This is a genomic window from Marinicellulosiphila megalodicopiae, from assembly GCF_045862395.1.
GTDB classification, from domain to species: Bacteria; Pseudomonadota; Gammaproteobacteria; order Pseudomonadales; family Natronospirillaceae; genus Marinicellulosiphila; species Marinicellulosiphila megalodicopiae.
Map to the genome: position 1 here is coordinate 3,116,184 of NZ_AP023087.1, position 26,589 is coordinate 3,142,772.

Consider the following 26,589-nt stretch of genomic DNA (forward strand, 5'->3'; position numbering starts at 1 on the left):
ACTCGACATACAAACACAAAATACAAACAATACAATAAATACAAAAACCAACATATTAGTAAATTTAAAATACATTGTGAGAAAATTATGAAATTAATACTCCCTTACACGTTCGGGCTTTGCTTATTTGCATCTTGCACAGTGCAATCACCAACATCAACTAATGATGGTACTATTACTGATGTTTCAATGAATACTCAAACCGACACATCAAACAATTCGCAAACCCAAACAGATCAAGAGCAAACAACCAATAGCCAGACCAATACGCAAACAGATTCGAATACAGTAACAAGCTCACCGACGCAAACGCAGACCAATACTGAACAAACCGATACAATCACTGATGATCAAAACGACACACAGGCAACAACCAGTACACAAACTAATTCGAACACAGATACAGATATTCAAATAACTGATACTGAAACCATGACAGCATCAGAAACAATGACTGAGTCAGAAACGATGACTGAAACTCAGATCAATAGAGTAGAAGACAGCCACATCTAAAAAAACATGACAGCCTCCCCTCATCAAACCGTACGTGCGGTTCTCCCGCATACGGCTTTCCGATATCCTTCTTCTCAAGCATGCACAACTTTCCAACGCGGTTTTACTGGTGGCTGATACAACCCTAAATAACCGTACAAATACTGCCTTGGAAATTTATGATAACTCGCCCCTCTATTTCTCACCTTGTGTCTGTACCTTAGTTGGTGTCGCAGACTTTCTTCCATATAGTATCGGATCTTCTTTATTTTTCGATGACCGTAACCATAATAAAAATAATTGCACCAGCCTCTGACTGTTGCATTTAATTGTCTAACCACTTCATTTATCGGTACTGGATTCATCGCTCTTCGAGTGTAAAATTTAATCTTCTCACTTACTTTTTTCATCGATTTCTGTGACGGCTCAACCATCGGGAATACTTTTCCTGATTGTTTGCTTTTTGCCATTGAAATTTCAAAACCTAGAAAATTAAACTTCTCTTTTAGCGAATCTACCACTTCAGTTTTGTCTCCATTAAGTTGTAAATCTAATTTACCCAAAACTTGTGTTAACACTTTATATGATGCATCTGTTTCATTTTTACAAAGAATCACTAAATCGTCAGCGTATCGGACTATTTTCGCTTTTAATTTAAATGCTAAATTGTGTTTGTCCCATATTCTATCCAATACATCCAGATAGATATTGGCCAATAATGGCGAGATAACACCACCTTGAGGTGTGCCTAATTTACTTTTCTTACCACCTGCAATAACCGTTTGTTTTCCGCTCTTTTCTACTTTGATCACCACCGACTTTAACCATTGATTTAATAACGCTAATACTTTCTTATCAGAAACTCTCAGCGATACTAACTTCATGAGCTTAACGTGCGCGATGGTATCAAAGTATTTCGACAGGTCAGCATCAATCACTTGTGTATGTCCCGATCTTAACGATTGAGTAATACTGTTCATGGCTTGATGAGCCGATCGATTAGGACGAAATCCGTAACTGTTATTACTGAAGCCCGATTCAAAAATTGGTTCAATGACAATTTTAACAGCCATTTGGATGATTCGATCTTCAATATTCGGGATACCCAACGGACGAGTTTCGCCATTACCTTTCGGTATGTCGACACGTTTAATTGGACTGGATTGATAGGAATTAAATTTAAGCTTAGATTGTAAAATATTTAAGTAACGCCACTTTGATATTTCTCGTTCTATTGTTTCAAATGTCACCCGATCTAAACCAGGTTTGCCATTGTTTTTCTTAACAAGTTCGTAAGCATATTGCAGGACATCCAAACGATAAACCTTGTCATAGATTGAATAAAAGCAAAATGTGGATTGTTGTTTGGCTTTTTGAAATAGTTTCCTCTGAAGGTCACCGACTCGTTTTTTCAAACTGGAAGATGTTAATAGCATAATGCAATCATCTGAGCCTTTTCCTCTTTGGTTACATGAATAAAGTAGAGCCACTTCCCTTGGGTGTCGTTATGTTGTCGCTCACCCTCAAACGGTACTATTAGCCCCTCTGACTTCCAATAAAGCCCGTCATCATTTCGCTCTTCGCTTATAAATGACCGTTGATTCTGCAAAAATCACCTTATTGGATCTCCCGTCCTGCACAATGTATCTTCCACCACATACCACTCTTATAACCCCGAAGGACTCTTTCGTTCATGCTCATTAAACATGTTTGTGACTGTCTAAAAAAAAGACAGATCAGAAATCATATTTTTGATTGAAAGATGACAGCTTTCCCCTTCAAAACAGAGAGTCAGCGTCCTTATTTAGTTAACGAGGCTAAACAGATTCACTTGCGTTGCGGTCTGCGGTTTTGCCTTTGAAAAACTTACAGCATCCAATTACTTGAACACTGCTTTTCAGTGCTACCTAGGTGAATGAGTAATTCCTAGGACAGGACTTTAACCTGCTAGATATATTGCCGGTAACGGCGTACGTATTGACCCAGTGACTTTAACCATTAACGAAAACCAGCAAGGATTCTGCGGTGTGCAAGGTACGATTGAAGAAATGCATGGCGCCGTTCACTCAAATAGTCGCAATAATGCAGGTGCTGTGATTGCTTGGCAGTTTAGTGCAAACGAAGCGATGACGGTTGATGTCGCAATTCAATATGCATACGCAGCAGAGCCACTTCGCAACGGCGATTTATATTTAAACAATCAACTTGTCACCAATGTTAATTTCCAACCAACTGGTGCTTGGACTAATTGGCAAGCAACCAGCACATCAATGACAATTCAAGCGGGTCAAAACTTTATTGAGTTAAAAGCCACAGGCGATTTAGGCTTAGCAAATATTGACTACATTAAGTTTACTTCGACCTCTGAAATTAACCAAAATGCATCATTATTCACGGCAAACGAATGCCAATATGATTACAGCAACATAGACCCTTTGTTAATTAATGATGTGTTAGTTCAGCCTACTTTTAGCGACGACAGCGTACATGATCCCTCTGTGATTAAATCTGATGGTGTGTTCTATGTATTTGGATCACATTTAGCTGCGTCAAAAACCACCGACCTTACTAATTGGACTAATGTTTCCAGAGATGGAGTGAACAGTAACAATCCATTATTTGATGATCCATTAGTTGAGTTAGCCCAACTGTTCGAATGGACTGGCGAACAAGGCATGTGGGCGTTAGATGTTCGAAAAATTAACGATAAATTTTACATGTATTACAACGCGTCGCCGCTATCCGCACCACGCTCAGCAATGGGGCTTGCCATTGCTGATAACATTGAAGGGCCTTATCGTGATCAAGGTATTTTCTTAAAATCCGGTATGTGGGGAGAAATCAGTCCAGATGGCACCATCTTTGATGCGACCAAACACCCAAGCAGTGTTGACCCGCACACGTTCTTTGATGCTAACGGCAAACTGTGGATGATTTACGGATCTTATTCTGGCGGGATCTTTATTTTAGAAATGGATCCAGCTACAGGCAAACCTAAACCGAATCAAAATGGCTACGGCAAACATTTAATGGGGGGAAATCACTCTCGAATTGAAGGTGTGTTTGTGCAATATAATCAAAAAACTGAATATTATTATTTATTCTCTAGCTTTGGTGGTTTAGGTGCCGATGGCGGTTACAACGTGCGTATTGCCCGCTCAAAAAACCCTGATGGACCCTATTTGGATTATAACGGAGTCAATATGGCCAATGTTAAGGCTAATCCAGACTTACCATTATTTGATGATGCCTCAATTGAGCCATATGGATTAAAAGCCATAGGCGCTCATCAATTTACCAACACCAATTTGGGTTACATCTCTCCTGGGCACAATTCAACTATTTATGATGAGCAACGTGATAAATATTTAATATTTATGCACACTCGTTTTCCAGGCAGAGGTGAATTACATCAGATTCGCATTCATGAAATTTTATTCAACGAGGATGCTTGGCCAGTGGTTTCACCACTTCGCTATGCTGACAAAATTGATAGTCAAAAACCTGAACGCTTAAAAGATGAGTTAGAAGTGGTTGTGCAGGCCCAAGTGCCAGGCACCTATCAAATGGTCGATCATGGCAAAGACATAAGTGCAAACGTTAAACCAAGTTTTGCTCTTGAATTACAAGTCGATGGCCAAGTGTTAGATGGTCAAAATGGTACATGGCAATATGATGAGAAAAACCGCTACATTAATTTAACTATCAATGGCTTAGTATATAAAGGAGTGGTTTCTCGTCAATGGAATGAATCGCGTCGTCGCTTTGAAATCACCATTGCTGCTGTTTCATCAAACGGCACAACCCTTTGGGCAATTCAAGAAAATTAATTAACCCATTCGTTAAAAAACCTCTCAACCGAGAGGTTTTTTTGATTTTAAGAAGCGTCTAACTGACTTTTACTAATCCCACCAATCCCATCGCCATATGTTCAATCACATGACAATGAAACATCCACATTCCTGGATTGTCCGCATAAATTAAAATTTGCGCTGCTTCATTTTTCTCAAGCATAACAGTGTCAGCCAAATAAGGCTGAATGTCTTTATTAGCGTAACTTAACACTTTAAATGTGTGCCCATGAAAATGGATAGGATGGGGATATTGTGTGTTATTTCTGATGTCGACCAAATAACTATTGCCTAATTTAAAATCCGCTATTTGATTGGGTGTTTTGCAAGATGCTGGTGCAAAACCTTGCTGGGTATTTAAATTCCAAAATAATGGATCGCCATTTTTATCATCAGCGGCTGCCCATTCTAAGACTATTTCTATTTTTTCAGCCTTATCTAAATCACCAACAATCACTGGATTTTTTGGAATAACAGGCAACGAGCTTGCTCGTTTTTCAGATTCGTTGGCTAAAATATTCAACTTAAACATCGGCTTGTGTTGATCTAAAAAAGTGAGTGTTTGCCCAGCAGAATCAGGAACAACAAATAAAATATCAATACGCATGCCAGCACCCAAGGCAAAATCTTTAAACGCCAAATCATAATCTAATGGATTGGCATCTAGCACATCAATTTTTAAAGGGTGATGTTTAAACAACTCCGGTTTATCCACATTTAAACGATACATCTGTGTATTGGAAGTATTCACCATTCTTAGACGAACAGTTTGCCCAGCTTTTACATCGTATTCAAAATCCGTTTGACCATTTGCAGTATAAATTAAACCAGGTGTGCCTTGTCTTGCTGCATAACGTTTCATGCTGATTTTATAATAACTGCCGTCTTTATTAAGGTGCCAGTTTTTAAGCATGACAGGAATATCATGATCAAATTCAACCACTTCGTTTTCTGCATTTTTTAAAGGTTCTGCTTCATCCACTAGCATCAATCCCACTAACCCACGCCCCATTTGATCAACGGAATTTTCATGGGTGTGATACCACATCGTGCCTGCATCAGGGGGAGTAAAATAATAAGTAAAGGTGTCACCAGGAGCAATGGGCACTTGCCCAGTACCTGGAACTCCATCCATATTCACAGGTATTCGAAGTCCATGCCAATGCACAGTTGTGGGCTCATCTAATTCATTTGTGACATCAATACGAACCGGAACACCTTGTTTTGCTCGAATGATCGGTGCAAAAACATGTCCGTTATAACTCAAAATATCCGTGATGTGACCACCTACAATATTGGCTTTTGCAGCTTTAACTGTCAGATGATAATGATATTGATCGCTCTGGGTTTTAGCAGATAAATTAATAGCACTCACAGCAACAGCAGAACCCGCTGCGCCCGAAGCAAATAAACTTGTGTGTTTTAGAAAATTTCGACGAGAGATCATAAATAACAATTTTAAATAAAAATGATTATCCTTATCACCAAACAAATAGCAAGTAACCACAAACAGTTAGTAAGGTTTGCAAAATTTCATAAAACATTTCTTAATTTGCAAAACGAACATCAAGCTCAATAAAAACACAAACCGTATAATTTATTACAATTTAGGCGATATACATCACATTTTTTTGCTACAATGCCCACCTTTAAAAACCACTCAATTCACATAATAAATACGGATTTTCAAATGAAAAAACGCTTCCCTCTATGTTTTAGCCTTTTAATAGTTAGCGCTTGTAGTAAATTTAAAGTGCCTGAATTTTCAGCTGCGACGATTGCCATCAATGAAAGTAATGTCGATATGATTTTAAATGCCCGCTTTCATAATGCATCCGCCCAAGATAATTCATTTTCATGGTATAAAGATTACGCAATTGACTTTCCAGACTCAGTTGAAGAAAACTACACTTCTTATTGTGAAACTGGAGAAATTTATGGAAATATTGAGAAAGACATTATTCGATCGGATCGTAACTTTTTATTAGTGGATATGAAATTTGATGAATGTCTATTTTCAAGCTCTGCTGATTTAATCACCATCAACGGTAATATTGATCTTGATTCAACATTTTATTCAAGTAGCGATGATTATTTTAGTATTACTCAAGGTAATTATAAAATCACTACCTTTAATACACAGTTTGTTTTTAGCCAACATTACTATGAAATTGATTACACAGAAAAATCCGATGAAGTCATAATTAAAGAATATTCAAAAATTGAAATCAAAGTAAATAATAAATCAATCGGCACAGTTAATTTTTATACAGATACCCCTTATGAAGCATTAGCACAAAGCATTGAAGGGGAAGATATTATTGAAGGTGCAAATAAGAGCAAAATCAGAATCAAATATTCTACAAAAGATACAAAAGTTTATTTAAATAATTCATTATACGCCACATATACAAACAACTAAGTCGATTAAATTACCTAGATTAATTGGCATCCATTGAGTTCATCCGTCACTGTGCAAAATTTGCTTGTGAGCTTAATAGATCATTCAATGTTTATATTAATGACCAATCAACAGGCCGCTGGTTGGTTTTTTCCAAATATTTATTTGATTGAGAAAATGGACAACTACCAAAAAAACCGCGATACGATGACAACGGCGAGGGATGAACACTTTGTACAATACAGTGTTTACTTTCATCAATTAATTGCGCTTTAAGCTGGGCAGGTTTACCCCATAATACAAACACAACATTCTGTTTTTTATCGCTTATGGTTTTAATGATTAAATCCGTTAATGCTAACCAGCCAATTGACTTATGAGAATTCGCCTTCGCTTTTTCAACACTTAACACTGTATTTAATAACAATACACCTTGATTTGCCCAAGCCGTTAAATCACCAGACAATGGAATTTGGACATTCAGATCACTTTCCAACTCTTTAAAAATATTTTTTAAACTAGGCGGAAATTTTACTGCATTAGGCACTGAAAAAGCCAAGCCTTGCGCTTGGCCTTCTCCATGGTAAGGATCCTGACCTAAAATCACGATTTTAGTATTTTCAAAATCCGTTAAATTTAAAGCATGAAATAATTTGGATCTTTCAGGAAATAATGTTTTATTTTTTTGATTATTTAAAAAGTGCTCAATAGGATTTAAAATCGAAATAACAGTTTGTTCACCCAATTGATCCATCCATAACTTTGGAAACAAATCTTTTAAAAACTCACTCATAAATATATTGCACTCTTGAAGTAATTCTAGTTAATAACTCGTAACCAATTGTGCCGCAATGGCTTGCCACTTCATCCACACTGATGTCTTTTCCCCAAAGCTGCACGGTATCGTATAACTTCACATCAATATCGGTGACATCAATAGTAATTAAATCCATTGAAACACGACCAATTAATTCAGCTCGAGTTTGATTCACAAAAACCGGTGTGCCTTGTAAGCAAGTTCTTGGATACCCATCGCCATAACCTATGGCTACCGTAGCAATCTTTGTTGGTTTTGTTGCCGTCCAAATATTTCCATAACCGGTGCTTTCCCCTTTTTCAACCTGTCTAATTGCAATGATAGGTGCAGTCAATTCCATAACAGGTAATAAACCTAAAGATTCAGCACTTTTATTAAGGATTGCAGAGGCACCATACAACGCAATACCAGGGCGAACCCAATCGCAAATAGATTCAGAATAATTAAAAATTCCTGCAGAGTTTGCCATCGAAACAAGGGTACAATCAGAAGGTAACGCTTGCTTTAAACGTTTTATTTGCAAATCTGTAAAAGTATTTTCACTATCATCCGCACAAGAAAAGTGACTCATCACTCCAACCTGTTTTACCCATGAAAGTTTGGTTATACGATCATAACTGATTTGTAATTGATCAATAGGTAAACCCAATCGATGCATACCTGTATCGACTTTTAACCAGATAGTTCGATCACTGATTTGATTAAAAGCTAAATTTTGAGTCAGTTTTTCTAAGTCTTCGATTTGCTCAATATTATGCAAAACTAAAGAACATTTATTTTCTAACGCCACTTTGGTTTGTTTGACATTCAAACAACCCTCAAGTAATAAAATAGGTTTATGTATGCCCGATTGTCTAAGCGCTAATGCTTCATTTAAAGTGGCCACAGCAAATCCATGACAATGTTTTAACTTAGGGGCAAAACTGGTCGCACCGTGTCCATAGGCGTTCGCTTTTACTACGGCCCAAATTTTAGCATCCGGACAATTTTTTTGGATCACGGCTAAATTATGATTAGCCGCCCCCATGTTAATCCGAGCAATCGTGCCACGACTCATTCAGAGTCCTCGCCATAATATCCAGGAGGTAAATCTTCAAAGCGAGTGTATTGACCCAAAAATGAAAGTTTAAAACTGCCTACTTCACCGTTACGGTTTTTACCAATAATCACTTCACCAATGCCTTTGTCTTCAGATTCAGGGTTGTAATATTCATCACGATACAAAAACATAATTAAATCCGCATCCTGCTCGATGGCACCTGACTCACGTAAATCTGAGTTAACAGGACGTTTGTTAGGGCGCTGTTCAACACCACGGTTAAGCTGCGACAAGGCCACAACAGGACATTCAAATTCTTTCGCTATGGCTTTTAAGGAGCGTGAAATTTCAGAAATTTCAGCGGTACGCCCTTCTGTAAACCCTTTAATACTCATCAATTGCAGATAATCGATCATAATTAACGACACTTTGCCGTGTTCACGCACCAATCTTCGAATACGCGAACGCATTTCAGTTGGACTTAACCCAGAAGTGTCATCTAAAAATAATTTTTTGTCTTTTAATAAATTCACTGCAGTAGTCAGTCTTGGCCATTCATCTTCTTCTAATTTACCATCACGAATTCGACCTGCGTTGATACGACCAAGTGAAGACATCATACGCGCCACTAACTGCTCAGATGGCATCTCAAGAGAAAACACAATCGCGCACTCTTCTTCACGTTTCATAATCGCTGCTTCTACTAAGTTTAAAGCAAACGCCGTTTTACCCATTGACGGACGCGCCGCCAAAATAATTAAATCACCGGATTGAAATCCACTGGTGTTTTCATCTAATTTACTAAAACCCGTTGAAAGCCCTGTAATACTTGTGTCCGATTTAAATAATAAATCAATCCGTTTGATTGCAGAATCTAATAACGGGTTAATATTAGTAGGCCCCCCGTCATTAGGACGCTCTTCACCAATTTGAAATACAGTACGCTCCGCATCATCGATTAATGTGCCTGCATCTTTGCCCTCAGGATTAAACGCTTGATCGGTAATTTTGGTACCCGCTGCAATTAATTTACGCTTCACGCTTCGATCAAAAATAATATCGCAATACGCACCAATATTACTTAATGAGGAAACCTGTTCTGCTAAATCATTTAAATATTCCATGCCACCGGCTTCATCTAATTGAGCAGACTGATCTAAAGACTCACCTAGAGTAATCACATCTATAGGCATGGAATTATTAGTAAGCGTCGTCATGTGTTCAAAAATCAAACGGTGCTCTTTTCGATAAAACATCGCTTGAGTTAACGTCTCTGCAACTTTGTCCCAAGATTGATTATCCAGCATCAACGCGCCCAGCACAGATTGCTCAGCTTCTAGTGAAAACGGGTGGGATTTAATGGAAGTATGGGTTCCAACTTCTGACTCGCTCAAAATGTCACCTTAAAAATAGCGCGCTATTTATGTCAATAGTGCAAAAAATATTTAAAAACTCTGACTGCTTTCAATGAAATTGAAAAAAGCAATCAGCCTTAAAAAAGAGAGTTCAACCTGAAAACATTATTTAATCAGGATATATCAACATTTTTATGAACCAATATTTAATAATGCGGCGGTTTAGTATCAATTACTTCGCCTGACATGGATTGATTCAACTGTTTAAACTCTTGATAAAACGAAGCGATTTTATGTTCTAACTTTCTGATTTGTAAATCTTGCTGACTGACCACTTCATTTAACTGATCCAGCGTATCTTCTTGAAACGCCAATTTGGTTTGTAAATCAATGACTGTTTGTTCGATGTTATTCACTATTAACCTCTTAACCGATGCACCTAGGACTTAAAACTTCAAACTAAATTCAAAACACCCCTAATAATAAGGCATACAAAGCCGTGTTCAAAATGAAAAGTGAATTGGTTTTTTTCTCTGATACCCTAGACATTACTAAAAATGTTGGCATTATGTGGGGTTATTGGTTGCAATTCAATTATTAACGCACCCAATGATTATTAGCCAAATTTTCATCACATGTAATACACAAAGATTAAGGTAAATTATGAACATTAAAACCACCCTCATCCGTATCTCGATCAGTGCTATTTTCGCACTACTTACTCCGTTTATAGCCATCAGTGCAGTTAAAGCTTTATTAACAGACGTTATCATCCCTGCGGATATTTTAAGCCCAGCATCTTATGCAATCTGTGCAGTCATTGCATTTGCTGCTTTTATTAGTGCGTTATATACAGCAAAAGCATTAATCGACGAGTCAGAAGAAGACTTTCGAGAAATGGGAACCGTTAAATGGTTCAATGTCAGCAAAGGATTTGGATTTGTCACTCGCGAAAGCGGCGAAGACGTTTTTGTCCACTTTCGTTCAATCAGAGGTCGTGGCCACCGCTCTTTGCAAGAAGGCCAAGCGGTTAAATTTGGCGTTGTAGAAAGCAACAAAGGCTTACAAGCCGAAGACGTCAGCATATTGCGTAAAAGCAGCTAAGTTAAAACAGTTAATAAAAGGCAGCAATCGCTGCCTTTTTTATGCTTATTGAATTCATTGCAAAATCAAATTACAACTTCTCAACCACCTCCCCCCGCCTTTTTTCAATCAAACCCGCCATCTACTCAACAAGCAACAAATTTTTTAGACCGATTTCACGCACAAACTACCTATCCCATAAAAATACTCATTTTAGCTATGCCAAGCTTGTTGAAACCATTAATCAATCCATTATTACATCCTGCTAATACTCCAAAAAGAGTACGATTTTATATAGTGTTAACAAGAGTCAACAAAAAAATAAAAATAAATTGAAAATAATCTAAAGTTTTATATACAGGCGCCGTTAACTTAGATGTAACTAACTCACGACGCAAAATCAACTTAGAAATTTTTGCCTCGTCTAATGGAGTCAATACCATGCCACAAATTATTAATACCAATATCGCGTCATTAACGGCGCAACGTAATTTGGATAAATCACAATCTGCAAACTCAACAGCGTTAGAACGTTTATCATCAGGTTTACGTATTAACTCAGCAAAAGACGACGCAGCCGGTTTAGCCATTTCAACTCGTTTTGAAACCCAAACACGTGGTTTAAACGTAGCCATCCGTAACGCAGGTGACGGTATCTCTCTTGCACAAACGGCAGAAGGTGCATTAGGTTCAATGACCGATTCGCTTCAACGTATACGTGAGTTAGCAGTTCAGTCTGCCAACGCCACTAACTCAGATGGTGACCGAGCAGCACTTCAAGCGGAAGCGGAACAGCTAATCGCGGAAATCTCCCGTGTTGGTGAAGAAACCAACTTCAACGGACAAAAATTATTAGACGGTACATTTGAAGGCGCATTCCAAGTAGGTGCAAATGCTGGTGAACGTATTGAATTCTCTGTTGCTAATATGACTGCTGATACTTTAGGTGTTGGGGAAACTGCAGGTGTATCTGCAGTAGGTACTGATGAATCTTTAGGAAATGGCGACTTAATTATCAACGGTTCAGCAATCGGAGCATCTTCAGCAAACGACGACACTGTATCTTATGATAACGCTGCAGCTTCTAGCATATCTAAAGCAGCTGCAATTAATGCTAAATCTGACGAAACGGGTGTAAAAGCATTAGTAGATAAAAATACTGTTGGTGGTTCAACTATGGTAGCTGAAGCAGCTTCTGGTTCAATTACGCTTAACGGTGTTGAAGTAAATGTTGACACCACAAACGATGCAGCATCATCTCGTGCATCTGTAGTGTCAGCCATTAATGCTGTATCTGAACAAACTGGTGTTATGGCAACTGATACCGAAGATGATGCATTAGGTGTGACTCTAACGGCGTCCGATGGTCGAAACATCACATTAGATTATTCAGGTGATTTGACTGCGGCAAATACTGGTTTAGCAGAAACGACTGCAGGTTCTAAAGCGCAAGTATCTGCTTCACTAGATTCTATTTCTCCAAGTTCCGCTTTGAATTTTGGAAATACCGAAGCAGCATCAGTAACATTTGGCTTAACAATAAATACAGGTGAAGATGATGCAGGTACTGATGCATTAAACTTTTCAGCTCATACTGCAACATCAACAGGTGGTGGAGCAAATACTGTAGCAGGGTTAGGCGCTGTTAGTTTTACTTTGACAACAGAAACGGATTCTTATGATGTTGTTTTAGATCAAGATTATTCAAGTAACGACATTGATACAACAGATACAGACTCTAAAACATATTTGGATATGGTTGAAGATATCAATGCACAAATTTCTGGATCGGGCGTAACAGCTAGCGTCAATGGAGACGGTAAGCTTACCTTCTCACAAGATGCGTCTGGTGCTGGTTTCATTAAATTAGAAAATGGTTCTGAAGCAAATACAAGAGCAGCATTTGGTAACAACGATACAACTAGTATTTTTGGTGAAGCTATTGATCAAGATGGTGAAACTCTTGATTTAGAAAATGATGCAGTACGTGCAGATGGTCGTGATGATTCAATTTCTTTCGATGTATCTACTACCAACCGTGACGGTGAAGTTACTGTCAATAAAATTACAATTGATGATAGTGTTCGAGATCTAGATGGATTAGTAGCTTCAATTAATGAAAGCTTATCTGCACAATCTGGTAGTACTGTAATTGCTCAAAATAATGAAGGGAAATTATCATTTGAAACGCGCGATAATTTTTCTGGTGGTATTACAGTAGGTAATTTCCGAGACGGTAACAACCAATCAGAAGATGTAACAGAAACTCAAAATATTACTGATAGTGATATTAACGCATTATTTGGTATGGATATTACCACTGCATCAGGTGCACCAAGCACTGGTTCTGGTGTAAAAGGTAATGTAGATTTAGATGCAACAGGCGCATCACCAATAACGTTAAGTAACGACACATCTGCAGGCACAAAAGCACAAATCAGCATTGTTGGCGCTACTATGGATACAGATGCCGCAGCGACTGCTGGTGGTGTTGTAAAAATCACATTGGGTGATATAACTGCTGAGATTGCAGCAAATACATTAGTTCAAGGTGCAGATGCTGAATATGATGATTTTGTTGACGATTTAAATACTCAATTAGCTGCTAGTGATTTGAATGGGTTGGTCGTAGCTGACTGGGACGGTACTAATATCAATATTACTGCTGTTAATGCAACTGACGAAGACTTAACTATTACCAGTGACGCTGATGATGCTGCAGCTGCTGATGTACTTGCAGAACTTGATCTAATAGATGATCTTTTTGGTGTAAATTTAAGTGATGGTGCTGGTCAAACTATTGCTGTAAACGACCAAGCAGCCAATACATCTACTCTATCAGCAACTGGTGTAGCTGCAACGACCAAAAATAACACCATGACTATTGACTTAACGAATGCAGGTATTTCTGAAGAAATCACAATTGCTGAGAGCTCTGATCCAAGTGGATCTTATGCCGATAATGATTCTTTAGTAACAGCAATCAACTCAGCCATAGCTGATAACACCAATTTAAATGGTAAAGTTCAGGCATTCAGCGAAGACGGTGGTATTTCAATTCGTCAATTAGATGAAAACTCAACCGATACATTAACTGCTACTGGATTAGCGGCAACCTCAGTACTTGGCACTCAATCTACAGTTGCTGCATCTACAGCTGCAGTGGATAGCGCCACTTCGACTGTCGTAGGTGATGGCGATGGGGAAGTTGGTGGGGCGGATACTTTTGAAGGTGGCTTTACTCTTGTTGCAGATGGCGACGTTAATGAAATAAATATTTCAGGTGGGGACAATACAGGTAATGGTAATATTGCACATTCAGGTATTGCAGAGGGCTCATATAAAGCAGGCGTTGCATCCGTAACATCTACCACAAAAACGGCTACCGTTAATGAAACTAGAGGTACGGGTATTGCAGGATCAGCAATTAGTGAACCAATTACTGTAATTAATTCCGGTGCTCAAGATGCTATTCAAGCATCAATTGGTGGAGCTGCAAGTGCATTTAACGCAACTACAACTAATTTTGGTGGGAACGCTGGCGCTGATGCAATGAGTTTTGAATTAACACTAGCAGGTGCGGAGTCTGGTAATGGAACAGTCGAGATTGCTTTAACCACTGACATCCAGAGTGTTGATGCATTATTAGCAGATATTAATGATGAATTAACAGCCAGTGGAGTGGGAATAACTGCCCAATCTAATTCAGCAGGTGATGGGATTGAATTCGTTGCTAATAACGGCGGTGATGCAGAAATAACAATAGGTGAATTAAACACAGGGTATAATGGGGCAGCTGTTGGTTCGACCACAGCAGGGTTATCTGCAGCACTAGGTATGAATATTGACCCTACAGCTGATACTGCTAGTATAGATTTGGCAGCATCTGGTGGTACTGGCCAAGATTTAAGTGCTGGAGCAGTTACATTTGATATATCCCTTGCAGATTTCAATGGTGATGAAGTTTCTAGCGCCTCAATATCACTAAGCGGTGATTATACTCAGGCTGGTAATGGCGGTAGCCTTGCAGATGCTCAACAAGCATTAATAGATGATTTAAACTCCCAATTATCCTCACAAGGGGCAGGCATAACAGTTACATCAGATGGCACCACAGGTTTTGGTACTGATAAATTAATTTTTACATCAGATACTACTGAATCTGACTTAGTAATGACTTTAGATAACTTTGCCAATACTTCGGGGGTTTCAAATGCAAACGTAGATACCATGTTAGGTACCGGTAATGCTGTAGCAACACCTGGGGCATTAGATAGTGATCTTTCATCAGCAAATACTGGCGGCGGTGCTATTTCCCGTACAGCTGGTACGGACGGGATTGTTAGCTCAAATTCATTAAGTCACGCTTCTACTCATGCAACATTAGGTAATAGCACTACAGTTGCTGGTGAAAATGAAGTTTCAATTAACAATACACTTTCATTCTCAGTTGATGGTGGTGAAGTAGAAGAAATCACATTGGATGCAGCCACTTATGCAGATACAGATGCATTAGTTGATGAAATAAATGACAAATTAGGTGATTCAACCAATCTTCAAGGTGCTACAGCTTACAACGAAGATGGAGCTGTAGTTATTCGCTCTAACAACACAGCAAACTCAGGCAGTATTTCCGCAATTGGCGGGACGGCGGCTGACGACTTAGGGTTAGATGCTGTTAACGGTACAGCTGTGGATAAAGAGTTAGGTGTTAAATCCCTAGAAGCTGGTGACTTAGTTATAAACGATGTAGCTATTTCTGCTGCTAAAAACTCTTACGACACCGCGTCGTTCGATGGTGCAGACACTTCCGTTAAAAGTGCGTCAGGTATTGCAATAGCCGAAGCAATAAATCGATCAAGCGAGGCTACAGGTGTGACTGCTGAAGTAAATGCAACTTCAGTTGTAGGTGGAGACGCATCGGGCTCAACCAACTATGGGTCTGGTGATGCTGGTAACATCCATATTAATGGTGTTGATTTAGGCACTATTACACTAACTGGTAATCAAGAAGATGACCGTAGAACCGCAGTTGACATGATCAATGACAAAGCAGGTCAAACAGGCGTTTCAGCTACTGATAATGGGGTATCTATTTCATTAATGGCAGCAGATGGACGTAACCTTTCAGTTGCAATTGATAACAAGTCGGCATCAAATTCTGGTAGTGGTGACGATAAAGGCATTGGTTTTGGTGCGGCAATAGGTTTAGATGCATCTGTTGACGGAATTGGTGAAGGTGATATCACAGGTGATGATAGTAAAACAACTAACAACACTTATGAGACAGCTTATTCAACAATTAAACTAAGTTCAGCTGGGTCAATTGATATCAAAGGTGGTCTAAACGGCAACGATGCAATTGAAAAACTAGGCCTTGAAACCGGCGAATTCGGTGGCGCAACTGACGGTCAATTCGTAAAAGACATTGACATATCAACCCTAGAAGGTGCAAATGCGGCAATTTCAGCATTAGATAACGCACTTGAAAAAGTGGCCAGCGAACGAGCAAACTTAGGTGCGATGCAAAACCGCATGGAAACAACGGTAAGTAACTTAGCGATCACTTCTGAAAACTTAACGGCCTCTAACTCTCGAATTCGAGATGCGGATTTCGCGACAGAGTCAGCAGAGTTGTCTCGTACACAGGTTCTTCAACAAGCAGGTATCTCAATTCTTGCTCAGGCGAACCAACGTGGTCAACAAGTATTATCACTTCTTGGTTAATCGGATTATACGATTCATTAGTCGCCTTAACTTTTTTCAAAGAACAGGCGGCTAAATTTAAACCGAACAACGAAGTAATCGAGGTGTAATATGACAGATGTATCAACAAACTATGGTAAAGCATTGCCAACGCAAGAAATCGAAAAGATTCAAGCGATCGATAAAGATAATACGGCAAAGTCAAAACCAAACAGTTCAAATGCAGATGTGAACGTTACTCATACCAAAGAAACGAATATCTCAACTGAACAATCAGTACAAGAAAAAGCAAAAGAAAAGCAAATTGAAAAAGAAGAACTAGAAAATGCAGTGGCCTCTTTGAATCAATATGTACAGACTTTTGAAAGAAAATTAGACTTTCAACTAGATGAAGAAAGTGGTGTCACTGTTATCAAAGTATACGATGCAACTGACGAAAAACTGATCAGACAGATCCCAAACGAAGAGGCGTTAACCCTGGCTCAACACCTTAACCAACAGGATCCACCACAGCTTTTTAGTGCACAGGTCTAATTTTTATAAATACAAAAACCAGCAACTGCTGGTTTTTTTTCGCCCTTGCCAAATAATATTAAATTCCTAAAATTATCTAAAAAACTAAAGATTAAACTGTATTTTTTTGCAATCAAACCTTGCAATAAAAACTCCTCATACTAATATACTGTATATACAACCATACAAATTTAATTAATATGAATTTATATATTGCTGAAAAACCAAGCCTTGCCAGAGCCATTGCACAAGCTTTACCTAAACCCCATAAAACCATGGACGGATTTATAGTCTGCGGCAACTCTGACCATGTTTCTTGGTGTGTGGGTCATTTATTAGAGTCTGCTCAGCCTGATGCTTATGACGCAAAATATAAAAAATGGCAGATGGATCACTTGCCTATTGTGCCTGTTAAGTGGAAGTTAAGTGAAAAACAGCAAACCAAAAAGCAATTAAGCGTTTTACGTAAGCTGGTTAAACAAACAACCCAAATCATTCACGCAGGCGATCCAGATCGTGAAGGCCAGTTATTAGTCGACCAAGTGATCCATCATTTACCCATGAAAGACAGCCTGCGCAAACAAGCACAGCGCTGTTTGATCAGTGACTTGACTGCTTCGGCCGTTGCTAAGTCATTACAAAATTTACAGCCCAATCAAAACTTTGCATCATTATCGACCTGCGCCCTAGCGCGCACTCGAGCCGATTGGTTGTTTGGCATTAATTTAAGTCGTGCCTTTACTCTACAAGGGCAAATTCAAGGCTCGCAAACAGTATTGTCTGTAGGACGAGTACAAACGCCAATATTGGGTTTAGTAGTAAAACGCGATGCTGATATTGAACAACACAGAAGTGCCACGTATTTTGAAGTGGAAGCCCATGTTAATATTCATTCAAACAATACTATTTTTAAATGGCAGCCAAGCGAGCATTGCCAGGACCACATGAATGATGAAAACCAAATCATTAATCCCAAACTTGCACAAAATGTAGCGAGTCGTATCATAAATCAGTCGACAATCATTACTAAAAACAAAATTGAAACTAAACAACAATCGGCACCTCAAGTGTATAACTTGTCGGCATTACAAATTGACTGTGCAAAACGTTTCAAATATTCAGCACAAACTGTATTAGATACCTGTCAGTCGTTGTATGAAAAGCATAAGTTAATCACCTATCCACGATCGGATAATCGATTTTTACCTTTTGAACATTACCAACAACGTCACAATGTTTTCAAAAGTTTTATCCACAATATCAATTTATTTGATCAAGACTTATGCAAAAAATTTGAACAAGCAGATTTAACTAAACAACCTAAATGTTTTAACGACAAAAAAATTGGTGCCCATCACGGCATTATTCCCACGGTTAAATCGTTAAGGTCAGCTTCACTATCGCAACATGAAAAAAATATTTATCAAATGATTGCTCGTCAGTACGCGATGCAATTTTTTGATTTATTTCAAAGCCAACACCAAAATATAGAATGCGAAATACAAAAAGGAATATTTAAACATCAACGAAGCCAATGTGTGCAAATGGGTTGGAAAACCATCAGTGTATTTGAAACTAAAAAAGACGATGCTGACATTTTAAAGATCAACATTAATGATGAGTTTACTTGTACAGATGCCCAGGTATTAGAAAAACACACTCAACCACCCCAACCATTTACCGATGCAACATTACTAAAAGCCATAACGGGAATATCTCGTTTTGTCAGTGATCAACAATTAAAATCCGTATTAAAAGAAACCGATGGAATAGGCACAGAAGCCACCCGCGCAAGCATAATAGAATTATTATTTAAGCGAGGCTATTTAATTCGATCCAATAATAAAATACGCGCAACGGATTTGGGTAAAGCATTAATAGCGAATTTACCCGAACATTTAGCTAAACCCGATTTAACCGCTAAATGGGAAATTCAGCTTAAACAAATTGAAAATAAAGAATTTAGTTACAACGATTTTATTGGGCCATTGTGTACAGAATTAACAGAATTGGTTTCTTGGTGTCATCAACCTTGTAAGCAAGCGTACCCTGTTGGGCCGAAAAATAATGTAAAAAGGTTTAAGAAAAAAACGGGATCGGGATTTAAAAAACGCAAGGCGTCTTGATATTTTTATTTGATAAAAATTAAATCTCCCCCAATAAAAAAGTCTCATTATTTATAATAATGAGGCTTTTTTATTATTGGATTTATAACCAAAAACTAACCAAAATTAGGCAACGACGCTCTTAACGTTGCGCCATATCGTTTGGTTTGTAATCGTTTATCCATTAAATAAATATAACCCGTATCTTGTTCGGTACGAATCAAACGACCGCAGGCTTGTACTAATCGAATGGCAGCATCAGGCACGGTAATACTCATAAAAGCATTACCGCCATTTTCCTCTATCCACTGTGACAGTTGTGCAGAAATGGGATCGTCTGGGGTTGAAAATGGTATTTTTGCAATCATCAAATGTGTTAAATATTTACCTGGTAAATCGACACCTTCGGCAAAACTGGCTAATCCAAAAATAGTCGAGCCGCCCCCTCCATCAATTAATGTTTGATGCTCGGTTATGATTTGATTTTTAGGCATTTGGTTTTGTTTTAATATTATCGATTGCCACTGCGCACTTAATCCATCAAACACTTCGTTCATTTGTTTTCTTGATGAAAACAAAACTAAATTGGCATTGTCTTTTTCTAAAATAGTTTCCATAGCTTCAATTAAACTAGCCGTATGATTTTCAACAAAATTGGCTTCAACAGCAATATCCGGAACACTAAATCTAACTTGTCGATCATACTGAAACGGACTTTCTACTTGATGAAAATGAGCATAATCAGGAATACCCGCCCGGCTAATGATTTGATCAAATTTTTGCCCAACAGTTAAGGTTGCAGAGGTTAATATCACAGAAAAACTGGGCTTCCAAAATACATAATCTAACAGGCCACTTGCCACAATTGGAGAACACTTTATATGCATGTCATTAAATTCATTAAATACTACTTTTTCGACCCAACGCGCTTGTGGAGGATGCCCTTCTTTGTCTTCTTTTGTAAAAGCAAAACACAACTCCATGCACGCAGTAAATCTAAATAATAAACGACCAATTACAGGTAACCAACTTTCAGCGTGGTCTTTTGCAATGTCGTTTCCTTGCTCTGATAAACTTTCTTTTAATACTTTTTGAATCGATTCGAAAATTGAAACAATTTTAGAAAATACACCTTTTAGCATACCTATTTGATCATATAATTCATGATGCAAACTTTCAGTTTCTAACGTTTGCTTAGTCACTCGAATAGTCATTGATTCATATTGATTGCCTGTCATGGATTCTAATAAATAACGTAATCCCAACATATACTCAGATGCTATTTGAATGTCTTTAAATAATGGATCGGCTAATTTATGCAAACTGTCATCAAGTGCCATAACTGGCTTCAAATTCCCTTGAATTTTTTTAGCTTGATCTAAACTTGCTTGGGTGGCTTTTATTGAAAGCTCTGCAGCAAAATGATCCAGTGCTTTTTCAGCTAAATGATGACCTTCATCAATGATATAAATGGTATCTTTTGGCGAGCTTAAAATGGTGCCGCCCCCCATGGATAAATCACTTAAAAGCAAATCATGATTCGCCACAATCACATCGGCATCTTCGAGTTTTTCACGAGCTTTAAATAGTGCACAGTTTGAAAACATTGGGCATCGGTTTCGCGTACATTCTTGATGATTAGACGTTAAGTCTGACCATTCTTGCTCTTCTATGCTTCCTTCCCAAGATTCGTATTCACCATTCCATTTGCCTGAGCCATACTTTAATAACATGTCATTAAGTTTACTTAACTCTTTTTCATCCATGGTTAAATGATCTTCAAATAACGCATTATTTTGAGTCACACCTTGGTGTAATTGAATCAATTGATCCAATTTAAATAAACACAAATAACGACGACGACCTTTAGCTAAAACATATTCAAATTTTAAACCTGAATGTGTTTTTACGTCGGGTAAATCTTTTAATAAAATTTGTTCTTGCAACGCAATGGTTGCAGTGGAAACCACCACTTTCTTTTTTTGCGCTAAAGCATAGGCAATCGTACCAATCAAATACGCAACGGTTTTACCTGTTCCGGTGCCTGCTTCTACAACGGCGACACCTGCATCATTTGCACGAATATTATCGGCACAGAGTTGAATGTCTCCTAAAGCTCGCGCGATATGAGCAATCATTTGTTTTTGACCCAAACGAGGTTTCAGTGATTTATTGGCTAAAAAATCACGATAGGCGGTTTGAATCGATAGTTTGACGGGTTCTGGTAGCATAAAAGTTGGAGAAAATTCAGATAAAAAGTTAATATAGATGTTTTATTTTTCAGGGCGCTATCATGACACAAAAAACCGTAAAAGTCGGTAATATTGATGTAAACAACGATTTACCTTTCACACTATTTGGCGGAATGAATGTTTTAGAATCTCGCGACTTAGCAATGAGTATCGCAGAAACCTATGTCACCATTACCCAAAAGCTTGGCATTCCTTATATTTTCAAAGCGTCATTTGATAAAGCCAACCGTTCATCTATTAGTTCATATCGTGGACCGGGCTTAGATGAAGGCATCAAAATCCTTCAAGAAATTAAAGACACATTTAACATCCCAGTGATTACAGACATTCACGAACCGTTTCAAGCGGCACCTGTTGCTGAAGTGGCTGACATTATTCAGTTACCTGCATTTTTGTCTCGCCAAACTGATCTTGTTGAAGCCATGGCTAAAACGCAAGCTGTGATCAACATTAAAAAAGCACAGTTTTTAGCCCCCCATGAAATGCAGCATATTTTGCAAAAATTTGAAGAAGCCGGAAACGATAAATTAATTTTATGTGAACGCGGATCAAGCTTTGGCTATAACAACTTAGTGGTCGACATGCTGGGTTTTGGCATCATGAAAGAATTTGAATATCCTGTAATTTTTGATGTGACACACGCATTACAAAAACCAGGTGGCCGTGCCACGTCAGCTGATGGTCGTCGCAAAGCGGTAACAGAGTTAGCAAGAGCAGGCATCAGTCAGAAAATTGGAGGTTTATTTTTAGAGTCTCATCCAGATCCTAAAAACGCACTATGCGATGGCCCCTGTGCATTGCCAATTGCTAAGTTAGAGCCATTTTTACGTCAACTAAAACAATTAGATGATTGCGTTAAATCCATGGAAGATATTGATACTTCTGAATAAAAATCCATAATTTTTGCAAACAAAAAGGCAGAGTAGATAACTACTTCTGCCTTTTTTTGTCTTTATAATTAAAGGAATTCACGTTTCAAAATTCTATTATTGTTAGTTAAAAGAATTAACGTAGGGAATTTGGTAAAAAACAAATGCAATAAGTACAAACATCATGATTGGGTAAACAACATAAAACCAAATTTTATTTAAGGGATTAAACGAAATAAAAAACACAAACGTAATAAAAGCAGCGGCTATGGTGGCAAGGCAAATATAAAGCGCATTTACCCATTCAAAATCAATCACTTGAATTTGAATTAAATTGATATCATTTAATATGATAAATCGTGCAAGATGAAAAACTGCAACCCCTAATAAAAGAAATGCAAATAAGTGCATGATTATTCTTTTCATATATTTATTTCTCGTTTATACAAAAAAATTATACGACTTTAAGCATTTGAGGCATTAATCGCTTAATAGTATCAACAGTAGATTGAGTTGTCGGATCCACTTCAAAATTAACTTGCTTACCAATAAATCGATTTGAAAAAATGGTAGATTGTAATGTTTCTGGAATAAAACTGACACTAAATTGATTATCGATGACATCACATAACGTTAATGAACAGCCATCCAACGCCGCAAAACCTTTATTAAAAATATACTGAGCAAACTTGACATCCACATTAAAACGCATTCGAATATTATCTTGATTCGTTTGAATATCACTAATGATTGCAAGACCGCTTACATGACCTGAAACCGTATGACCGCCAATTTCATCCCCGACTTTTGCCGAGCGTTCAAAATTGACTTCATCGCCTACTTTAACATTACCTAAATTGGTAATATTTAAAGTTTCGTCAATCACATCAAAGGGCACATTTGGAAAATCAGAAGTATCCACTACGGTTAAACAACATCCGTTAATGGCAACACTAGCACCTACTTGCAGACCCAATATTGAATCTGTTGGTAGCTTAACCACAAGACGCATAATGCCGTTATTAACATTTACGCTATTGACTACTGCTTTACCTTGAACAATACCTGTGAACATCTTGCTGCCTTTTAATAATTAATCTGCAAAATATGCAACTGTTCAAAATAAAAAATCAAGTTGAACAATTATCTTTTTAAGCTGGAATTTGATAATCCAAGACTTCTGACCAATCATTGGTATTTGGAAGACGCTCCCAAACACTCCCAACATTTGATTGTTCAATTAATGATTGAATAGTTGGGTCCACTCGAATCATACAATCTAACGGTGCAACACAGGCTGCTTCATCGGTTTGTAAAAAGTCATCACTTTCTAGTCCTGAGTAGAATCTAAAACCCGTATCGTTCTGGTGACTTGGGTTTTCTTTATAAAAAAATCGTATTGGCATTGGCCTTTCACTCACAATCAAACTAGAAACTAAACATAAGTGAGCACTTAAAACATTCATAGGGCAGCCAAAATCAAAAAAAGGGTCGCGCATTTTACTTGCTTTAATCAGAGTTTCAAGGGCTTTTTTCTTTCCACGCTTGTATATTTCGTCTGAGTTGCCAAGCTTTTTGCTCGTCTAACTGATCAAACCATAGGTGTATTTTTTTACTGCCGCCACTTTCACAACTTAATATCCAAACGCAATACCAACTTGTAAGAATGCAACTTCTTAATTTATAAGGATTTTTCGATTTTCCAGTAATTAATTGAATGTCTTCTAATAATTTCCACTCAATTTGAACTGGTTTCGTTTCAAACCAAAATAAATAAAGGCCAACCCCTAATAAAAAAATGCTAAATACTATTTTTAATAAGAAACCAGCGGCACTTATCCACAATATTCCAGCTATAAACACAAGAAGCACGGCTAAGAACACAATGCGTTTTTGACTTTTTTTAGTGTGAATAATTAACGGCTCAAACATCTTATTTAACGTTCATTTTCTCTAAAATCAAATTGATGATAATTTGATGTTCATCAGTTGTCGCAGGGTCTCGCTTCATTAACCAAGCAAATAGATCTTGATCTTCTTCGGTAATCAACGCGTCGTATCTTGCTTGGTTGATTTCATCAATATGTGCGTAGTGTTCTTGCACAAAAGGAACTAATAATAAGTCTAATTCCAACATTCCTCGGCGAGAATGCCAAAATAATTTATTTAATTTTTCTTGGGCGACCATAATCTTTCTTTAGAGCTAATTCAAAGGCGCGTATAATAAAGCCTATCGTCCTAATTTAATAGTTAACTTTATGAAGCAATTACAATACAGCGCCATTGAACATCTTAGTTTTTTATCTGTGATCGGCCCGGACAGTAAAAAATTCCTACAAGGTCAATCTAGTTGCCAATTTAACAATTTTGAAATTGGCCAACAAAAACTGGGCAGCTTTTCAGACGCTAAAGGCCGTGTTTACGGCACTTTTAACGCCATCGCCATTGAAGATGGGTTTTTATTACAAATGAGTAAAGACATTATTGAGCATTGTTTAACCCATTTAAAAAAATACGCGGCTTTTTTTAAAGTCACTTTAAGTGATGAACAACGCAACTTTCATGGTATTGGTCTGCAAGGTGATGTAATTCAATGTCGATTTTTACCAAACTTTGATCAATGCAATGTTGTTAAAAACGCAAAAGGTGTCTGGATCAAACAAAACGATCAACAGATTCAGTGCTGGATTAACCCTTTAAATGATCAATACGACAGTATTTTCGAAACCATTGAGTCTGATGCAACGTATCAAACTGATATATGGTTGGACCAAAGCATCGAAGCGGGCATTGCCTGGTTAAGCTTCGAGAACATTGGCGAATTTGTCGCACAAATGCTCAATCTTGATTTAATAGATGCCGTGGATTTTAAAAAAGGCTGCTACACCGGACAAGAAATCATCGCCCGCTTGCACTATAAAGGTAAAAGTAAAAAGCGTATGCACCGTGTCGCTGTTCCAGAGCGCGTAACTGCCGGTACGATTATTGTTAACTCTGAGAATAAAGCCATAGGCAAAGTGGTTAACAGCAGCAGCACACAAGCATTAATCAGCGCCACAAATAATGAACAATTCTTCTTTGAAGATAAACTTGAAAATTCTCTGGAACTGCTAGACTTACCTTATGAGGTCTCTGAATAAAGTAATGTGAATTATTTTGCTTAGAGTGTAATCGTATATTTTGGCTTATGCATTGGCATAAGCCCACACATGAGGCAAAGCATGAACATTACTCAAACCGTCCGCGACGACATCATCAGTGCAATAGAAAAGGACCAACTTACGTTGCCGACATTACCTGAAGTGTCATTAAGGGTTCGTGATGTTGCCGAAGACGAAGACGCTTGCATCGCCGATTTAGTGAAAATTATATCTACAGATGCATCATTAACTGCAAGAATCATTCGAGTGACCAATAGCCCGCTTTTACGCGCTCCTACTGAAGTAAAAGATTTAAACATGGCAATCAGTCGCTTAGGTATGAATTATACCGCCAACTTAGCAATAGGGCTGGCAATGGAACAAATGTTTCAAGCCACAACCGACATCATAGATACACGCCTAAGAAGTATTTGGGATAACACCTCACAAATTGCAACCATCAGCCACGTCATTGCTCAAAAAGTCAAAAGTATTCCCATTGAAGAAATTACATTAGCTGCACTGGTACATCAACTTGGCGCATTACCAATTTTAACTTATGCAGAAGAGCATGAAGATTTAATTTCTGATGGCATCACTTTGGATAATTTAATAAATAAATTACATGGTGAGCTTGGCGAAGTGATCTTAAAAAAGTGGGATTTCTCTCCAGAATTAATTTCACTTCCAACGGCTTATCAATTAATGGACGACCAACACGACACGGTCAATTATGCAGACATTATTAAAGTAGCAAGTTTGATTCATTATAAAGATCAAGATCACCCTTGGTCTGAAATCGATTGGACGACAGTTCAATCATTTAAATTGCTCAATATCAGTGATGACCGAAACGACCCAAGTATTGAAAAAATACTCGAAGAAGCTCAAAGTAGTTCAGGTGTATTCCACTAGATACATTTTATCCCTTTACTTTCTTCCTTCACTCTTCCCTTTCATTCTCTG

22 protein-coding genes are annotated in these 26,589 nt (G+C 37.9%); 10 read left to right on the forward strand and 12 right to left on the reverse strand.

Annotated elements, in window-relative coordinates:
• Positions 1 to 87 precede the first annotated feature (87 nt).
• On the forward strand, positions 88 to 513 hold the full coding sequence (locus TYM08_RS13465; RefSeq protein ID WP_422379667.1) for a hypothetical protein: 426 nt from the start codon (positions 88 to 90) through the stop codon (positions 511 to 513).
• A 74-nt stretch (positions 514 to 587) separates the two neighbouring features.
• Here the strand turns inward: TYM08_RS13465 and ltrA are convergent, their stop codons facing one another.
• A complete protein-coding gene (gene ltrA, locus TYM08_RS13470) occupies positions 588 to 1,928 on the reverse strand; it encodes a group II intron reverse transcriptase/maturase (RefSeq protein WP_422379593.1) in 1,341 nt (446 codons plus the stop codon).
• A 549-nt stretch (positions 1,929 to 2,477) separates the two neighbouring features.
• Here ltrA and TYM08_RS13475 point away from each other — a divergent pair.
• A complete protein-coding gene (locus TYM08_RS13475; RefSeq protein WP_422379668.1) occupies positions 2,478 to 4,322 on the forward strand; it encodes a family 43 glycosylhydrolase in 1,845 nt (614 codons plus the stop codon).
• Between the two features lie 58 nt (positions 4,323 to 4,380).
• Here TYM08_RS13475 and TYM08_RS13480 read toward each other — a convergent pair whose 3' ends face one another.
• On the reverse strand, positions 4,381 to 5,790 hold the full coding sequence (locus TYM08_RS13480) for a multicopper oxidase family protein (protein WP_422379669.1): 1,410 nt from the start codon (positions 5,788 to 5,790) through the stop codon (positions 4,381 to 4,383).
• Between the two features lie 243 nt (positions 5,791 to 6,033).
• Here TYM08_RS13480 and TYM08_RS13485 point away from each other — a divergent pair, with 243 nt between their 5' ends.
• Positions 6,034 to 6,765 carry a hypothetical protein gene (locus TYM08_RS13485; RefSeq protein ID WP_422379670.1) on the forward strand — a complete coding sequence of 244 codons (732 nt, stop codon included), beginning with the start codon at positions 6,034 to 6,036 and terminating at the stop codon, positions 6,763 to 6,765.
• A 91-nt stretch (positions 6,766 to 6,856) separates the two neighbouring features.
• Here the strand turns inward: TYM08_RS13485 and ung are convergent, their stop codons facing one another.
• From ung to TYM08_RS13505, 4 genes are all read right to left on the reverse strand, one after another.
• Positions 6,857 to 7,537: a uracil-DNA glycosylase gene (gene ung / locus TYM08_RS13490; RefSeq protein WP_422379671.1), complete on the reverse strand. Its 681-nt coding sequence runs from the start codon at positions 7,535 to 7,537 to the stop codon at positions 6,857 to 6,859.
• Positions 7,530 to 8,618, reverse strand: coding sequence for an alanine racemase (gene alr / locus TYM08_RS13495; RefSeq protein ID WP_422379672.1), 1,089 nt, complete (start codon positions 8,616 to 8,618; stop codon positions 7,530 to 7,532). Before alr ends, ung begins: the two co-directional genes overlap by 8 nt.
• A complete protein-coding gene (dnaB, locus tag TYM08_RS13500; protein ID WP_425325069.1) occupies positions 8,615 to 9,994 on the reverse strand; it encodes a replicative DNA helicase in 1,380 nt (459 codons plus the stop codon). Before dnaB ends, alr begins: the two co-directional genes overlap by 4 nt.
• 167 nt (positions 9,995 to 10,161) lie before the next feature.
• Positions 10,162 to 10,371, reverse strand: a complete 210-nt coding sequence (locus TYM08_RS13505; RefSeq protein ID WP_422379673.1) for a SlyX family protein — start codon at positions 10,369 to 10,371, stop codon at positions 10,162 to 10,164.
• Between the two features lie 247 nt (positions 10,372 to 10,618).
• Here TYM08_RS13505 and TYM08_RS13510 point away from each other — a divergent pair, with 247 nt between their 5' ends.
• From TYM08_RS13510 to TYM08_RS13525, 4 genes are all read left to right on the forward strand, one after another.
• Positions 10,619 to 11,059 carry a cold-shock protein gene (locus tag TYM08_RS13510; RefSeq protein ID WP_422379674.1) on the forward strand — a complete coding sequence of 147 codons (441 nt, stop codon included), beginning with the start codon at positions 10,619 to 10,621 and terminating at the stop codon, positions 11,057 to 11,059.
• A gap of 420 nt (positions 11,060 to 11,479) precedes the next feature.
• Complete coding sequence (locus tag TYM08_RS13515) at positions 11,480 to 16,765, forward strand: flagellin (protein WP_422379675.1); 5,286 nt, start codon at positions 11,480 to 11,482, stop codon at positions 16,763 to 16,765.
• A gap of 90 nt (positions 16,766 to 16,855) precedes the next feature.
• A complete protein-coding gene (locus tag TYM08_RS13520) occupies positions 16,856 to 17,278 on the forward strand; it encodes a flagellar protein FlaG (protein WP_422379676.1) in 423 nt (140 codons plus the stop codon).
• Positions 17,279 to 17,457: 179 nt separating this feature from the next.
• On the forward strand, positions 17,458 to 19,383 hold the full coding sequence (locus TYM08_RS13525) for a DNA topoisomerase III (protein ID WP_422379677.1): 1,926 nt from the start codon (positions 17,458 to 17,460) through the stop codon (positions 19,381 to 19,383).
• Positions 19,384 to 19,478: 95 nt separating this feature from the next.
• Here TYM08_RS13525 and dinG read toward each other — a convergent pair whose 3' ends face one another.
• Complete coding sequence (gene dinG, locus TYM08_RS13530; protein WP_422379678.1) at positions 19,479 to 21,593, reverse strand: ATP-dependent DNA helicase DinG; 2,115 nt, start codon at positions 21,591 to 21,593, stop codon at positions 19,479 to 19,481.
• Between the two features lie 62 nt (positions 21,594 to 21,655).
• Between dinG and kdsA the strand changes: the two genes are divergently transcribed.
• Positions 21,656 to 22,504 carry a 3-deoxy-8-phosphooctulonate synthase gene (gene kdsA, locus TYM08_RS13535; RefSeq protein ID WP_422379679.1) on the forward strand — a complete coding sequence of 283 codons (849 nt, stop codon included), beginning with the start codon at positions 21,656 to 21,658 and terminating at the stop codon, positions 22,502 to 22,504.
• Between the two features lie 102 nt (positions 22,505 to 22,606).
• Here kdsA and TYM08_RS13540 read toward each other — a convergent pair whose 3' ends face one another.
• The 5 genes from TYM08_RS13540 to TYM08_RS13560 all read right to left on the reverse strand — a co-directional run bounded on the left by TYM08_RS13540 (position 22,607) and on the right by TYM08_RS13560 (position 24,671).
• On the reverse strand, positions 22,607 to 22,909 hold the full coding sequence (locus tag TYM08_RS13540) for a hypothetical protein (protein ID WP_422379680.1): 303 nt from the start codon (positions 22,907 to 22,909) through the stop codon (positions 22,607 to 22,609).
• Positions 22,910 to 22,937: 28 nt separating this feature from the next.
• Positions 22,938 to 23,558, reverse strand: coding sequence for a riboflavin synthase subunit alpha (locus TYM08_RS13545; RefSeq protein WP_422379681.1), 621 nt, complete (start codon positions 23,556 to 23,558; stop codon positions 22,938 to 22,940).
• 76 nt (positions 23,559 to 23,634) lie between these two features.
• Positions 23,635 to 23,982: a DUF2185 domain-containing protein gene (locus TYM08_RS13550; RefSeq protein WP_422379682.1), complete on the reverse strand. Its 348-nt coding sequence runs from the start codon at positions 23,980 to 23,982 to the stop codon at positions 23,635 to 23,637.
• A 22-nt stretch (positions 23,983 to 24,004) separates the two neighbouring features.
• Positions 24,005 to 24,415, reverse strand: a complete 411-nt coding sequence (locus tag TYM08_RS13555; protein WP_422379683.1) for a hypothetical protein — start codon at positions 24,413 to 24,415, stop codon at positions 24,005 to 24,007.
• Position 24,416: 1 nt separating this feature from the next.
• The gene (locus tag TYM08_RS13560; RefSeq protein WP_422379684.1) at positions 24,417 to 24,671 is read right to left on the reverse strand and encodes a succinate dehydrogenase assembly factor 2; all 255 of its coding nucleotides are present in this window, start codon (positions 24,669 to 24,671) and stop codon (positions 24,417 to 24,419) included.
• A 70-nt stretch (positions 24,672 to 24,741) separates the two neighbouring features.
• On the opposite strand from TYM08_RS13560, the gene TYM08_RS13565 reads away from it, so the two are divergent.
• Complete coding sequence (locus TYM08_RS13565) at positions 24,742 to 25,623, forward strand: YgfZ/GcvT domain-containing protein (protein WP_422379685.1); 882 nt, start codon at positions 24,742 to 24,744, stop codon at positions 25,621 to 25,623.
• Positions 25,624 to 25,704: 81 nt separating this feature from the next.
• The gene (locus tag TYM08_RS13570; RefSeq protein ID WP_422379686.1) at positions 25,705 to 26,538 is read left to right on the forward strand and encodes an HDOD domain-containing protein; all 834 of its coding nucleotides are present in this window, start codon (positions 25,705 to 25,707) and stop codon (positions 26,536 to 26,538) included.
• Positions 26,539 to 26,589 lie beyond the last annotated feature (51 nt).

Excerpts from the sequence above, each read along its gene's own strand:
- TYM08_RS13465 (WP_422379667.1), top strand. The coding sequence starts at position 88 with ATGAAATTAATACTCCCTTACACGTTCGGGCTTTGCTTATTTGCATCT.
- ltrA (WP_422379593.1), bottom strand. The coding sequence starts at position 1,928 with ATGCTATTAACATCTTCCAGTTTGAAAAAACGAGTCGGTGACCTTCAG.
- TYM08_RS13480 (WP_422379669.1), bottom strand. The coding sequence starts at position 5,790 with ATGATCTCTCGTCGAAATTTTCTAAAACACACAAGTTTATTTGCTTCG.
- TYM08_RS13485 (WP_422379670.1), top strand. The coding sequence starts at position 6,034 with ATGAAAAAACGCTTCCCTCTATGTTTTAGCCTTTTAATAGTTAGCGCT.
- ung (WP_422379671.1), bottom strand. The coding sequence starts at position 7,537 with ATGAGTGAGTTTTTAAAAGATTTGTTTCCAAAGTTATGGATGGATCAA.
- alr (WP_422379672.1), bottom strand. The coding sequence starts at position 8,618 with ATGAGTCGTGGCACGATTGCTCGGATTAACATGGGGGCGGCTAATCAT.
- TYM08_RS13510 (WP_422379674.1), top strand. The coding sequence starts at position 10,619 with ATGAACATTAAAACCACCCTCATCCGTATCTCGATCAGTGCTATTTTC.
- TYM08_RS13515 (WP_422379675.1), top strand. The coding sequence starts at position 11,480 with ATGCCACAAATTATTAATACCAATATCGCGTCATTAACGGCGCAACGT.
- TYM08_RS13520 (WP_422379676.1), top strand. The coding sequence starts at position 16,856 with ATGACAGATGTATCAACAAACTATGGTAAAGCATTGCCAACGCAAGAA.
- TYM08_RS13525 (WP_422379677.1), top strand. The coding sequence starts at position 17,458 with ATGAATTTATATATTGCTGAAAAACCAAGCCTTGCCAGAGCCATTGCA.
- dinG (WP_422379678.1), bottom strand. The coding sequence starts at position 21,593 with ATGCTACCAGAACCCGTCAAACTATCGATTCAAACCGCCTATCGTGAT.
- kdsA (WP_422379679.1), top strand. The coding sequence starts at position 21,656 with ATGACACAAAAAACCGTAAAAGTCGGTAATATTGATGTAAACAACGAT.
- TYM08_RS13540 (WP_422379680.1), bottom strand. The coding sequence starts at position 22,909 with ATGAAAAGAATAATCATGCACTTATTTGCATTTCTTTTATTAGGGGTT.
- TYM08_RS13545 (WP_422379681.1), bottom strand. The coding sequence starts at position 23,558 with ATGTTCACAGGTATTGTTCAAGGTAAAGCAGTAGTCAATAGCGTAAAT.
- TYM08_RS13550 (WP_422379682.1), bottom strand. The coding sequence starts at position 23,982 with ATGCGCGACCCTTTTTTTGATTTTGGCTGCCCTATGAATGTTTTAAGT.
- TYM08_RS13555 (WP_422379683.1), bottom strand. The coding sequence starts at position 24,415 with ATGTTTGAGCCGTTAATTATTCACACTAAAAAAAGTCAAAAACGCATT.
- TYM08_RS13560 (WP_422379684.1), bottom strand. The coding sequence starts at position 24,671 with ATGGTCGCCCAAGAAAAATTAAATAAATTATTTTGGCATTCTCGCCGA.
- TYM08_RS13565 (WP_422379685.1), top strand. The coding sequence starts at position 24,742 with ATGAAGCAATTACAATACAGCGCCATTGAACATCTTAGTTTTTTATCT.
- TYM08_RS13570 (WP_422379686.1), top strand. The coding sequence starts at position 25,705 with ATGAACATTACTCAAACCGTCCGCGACGACATCATCAGTGCAATAGAA.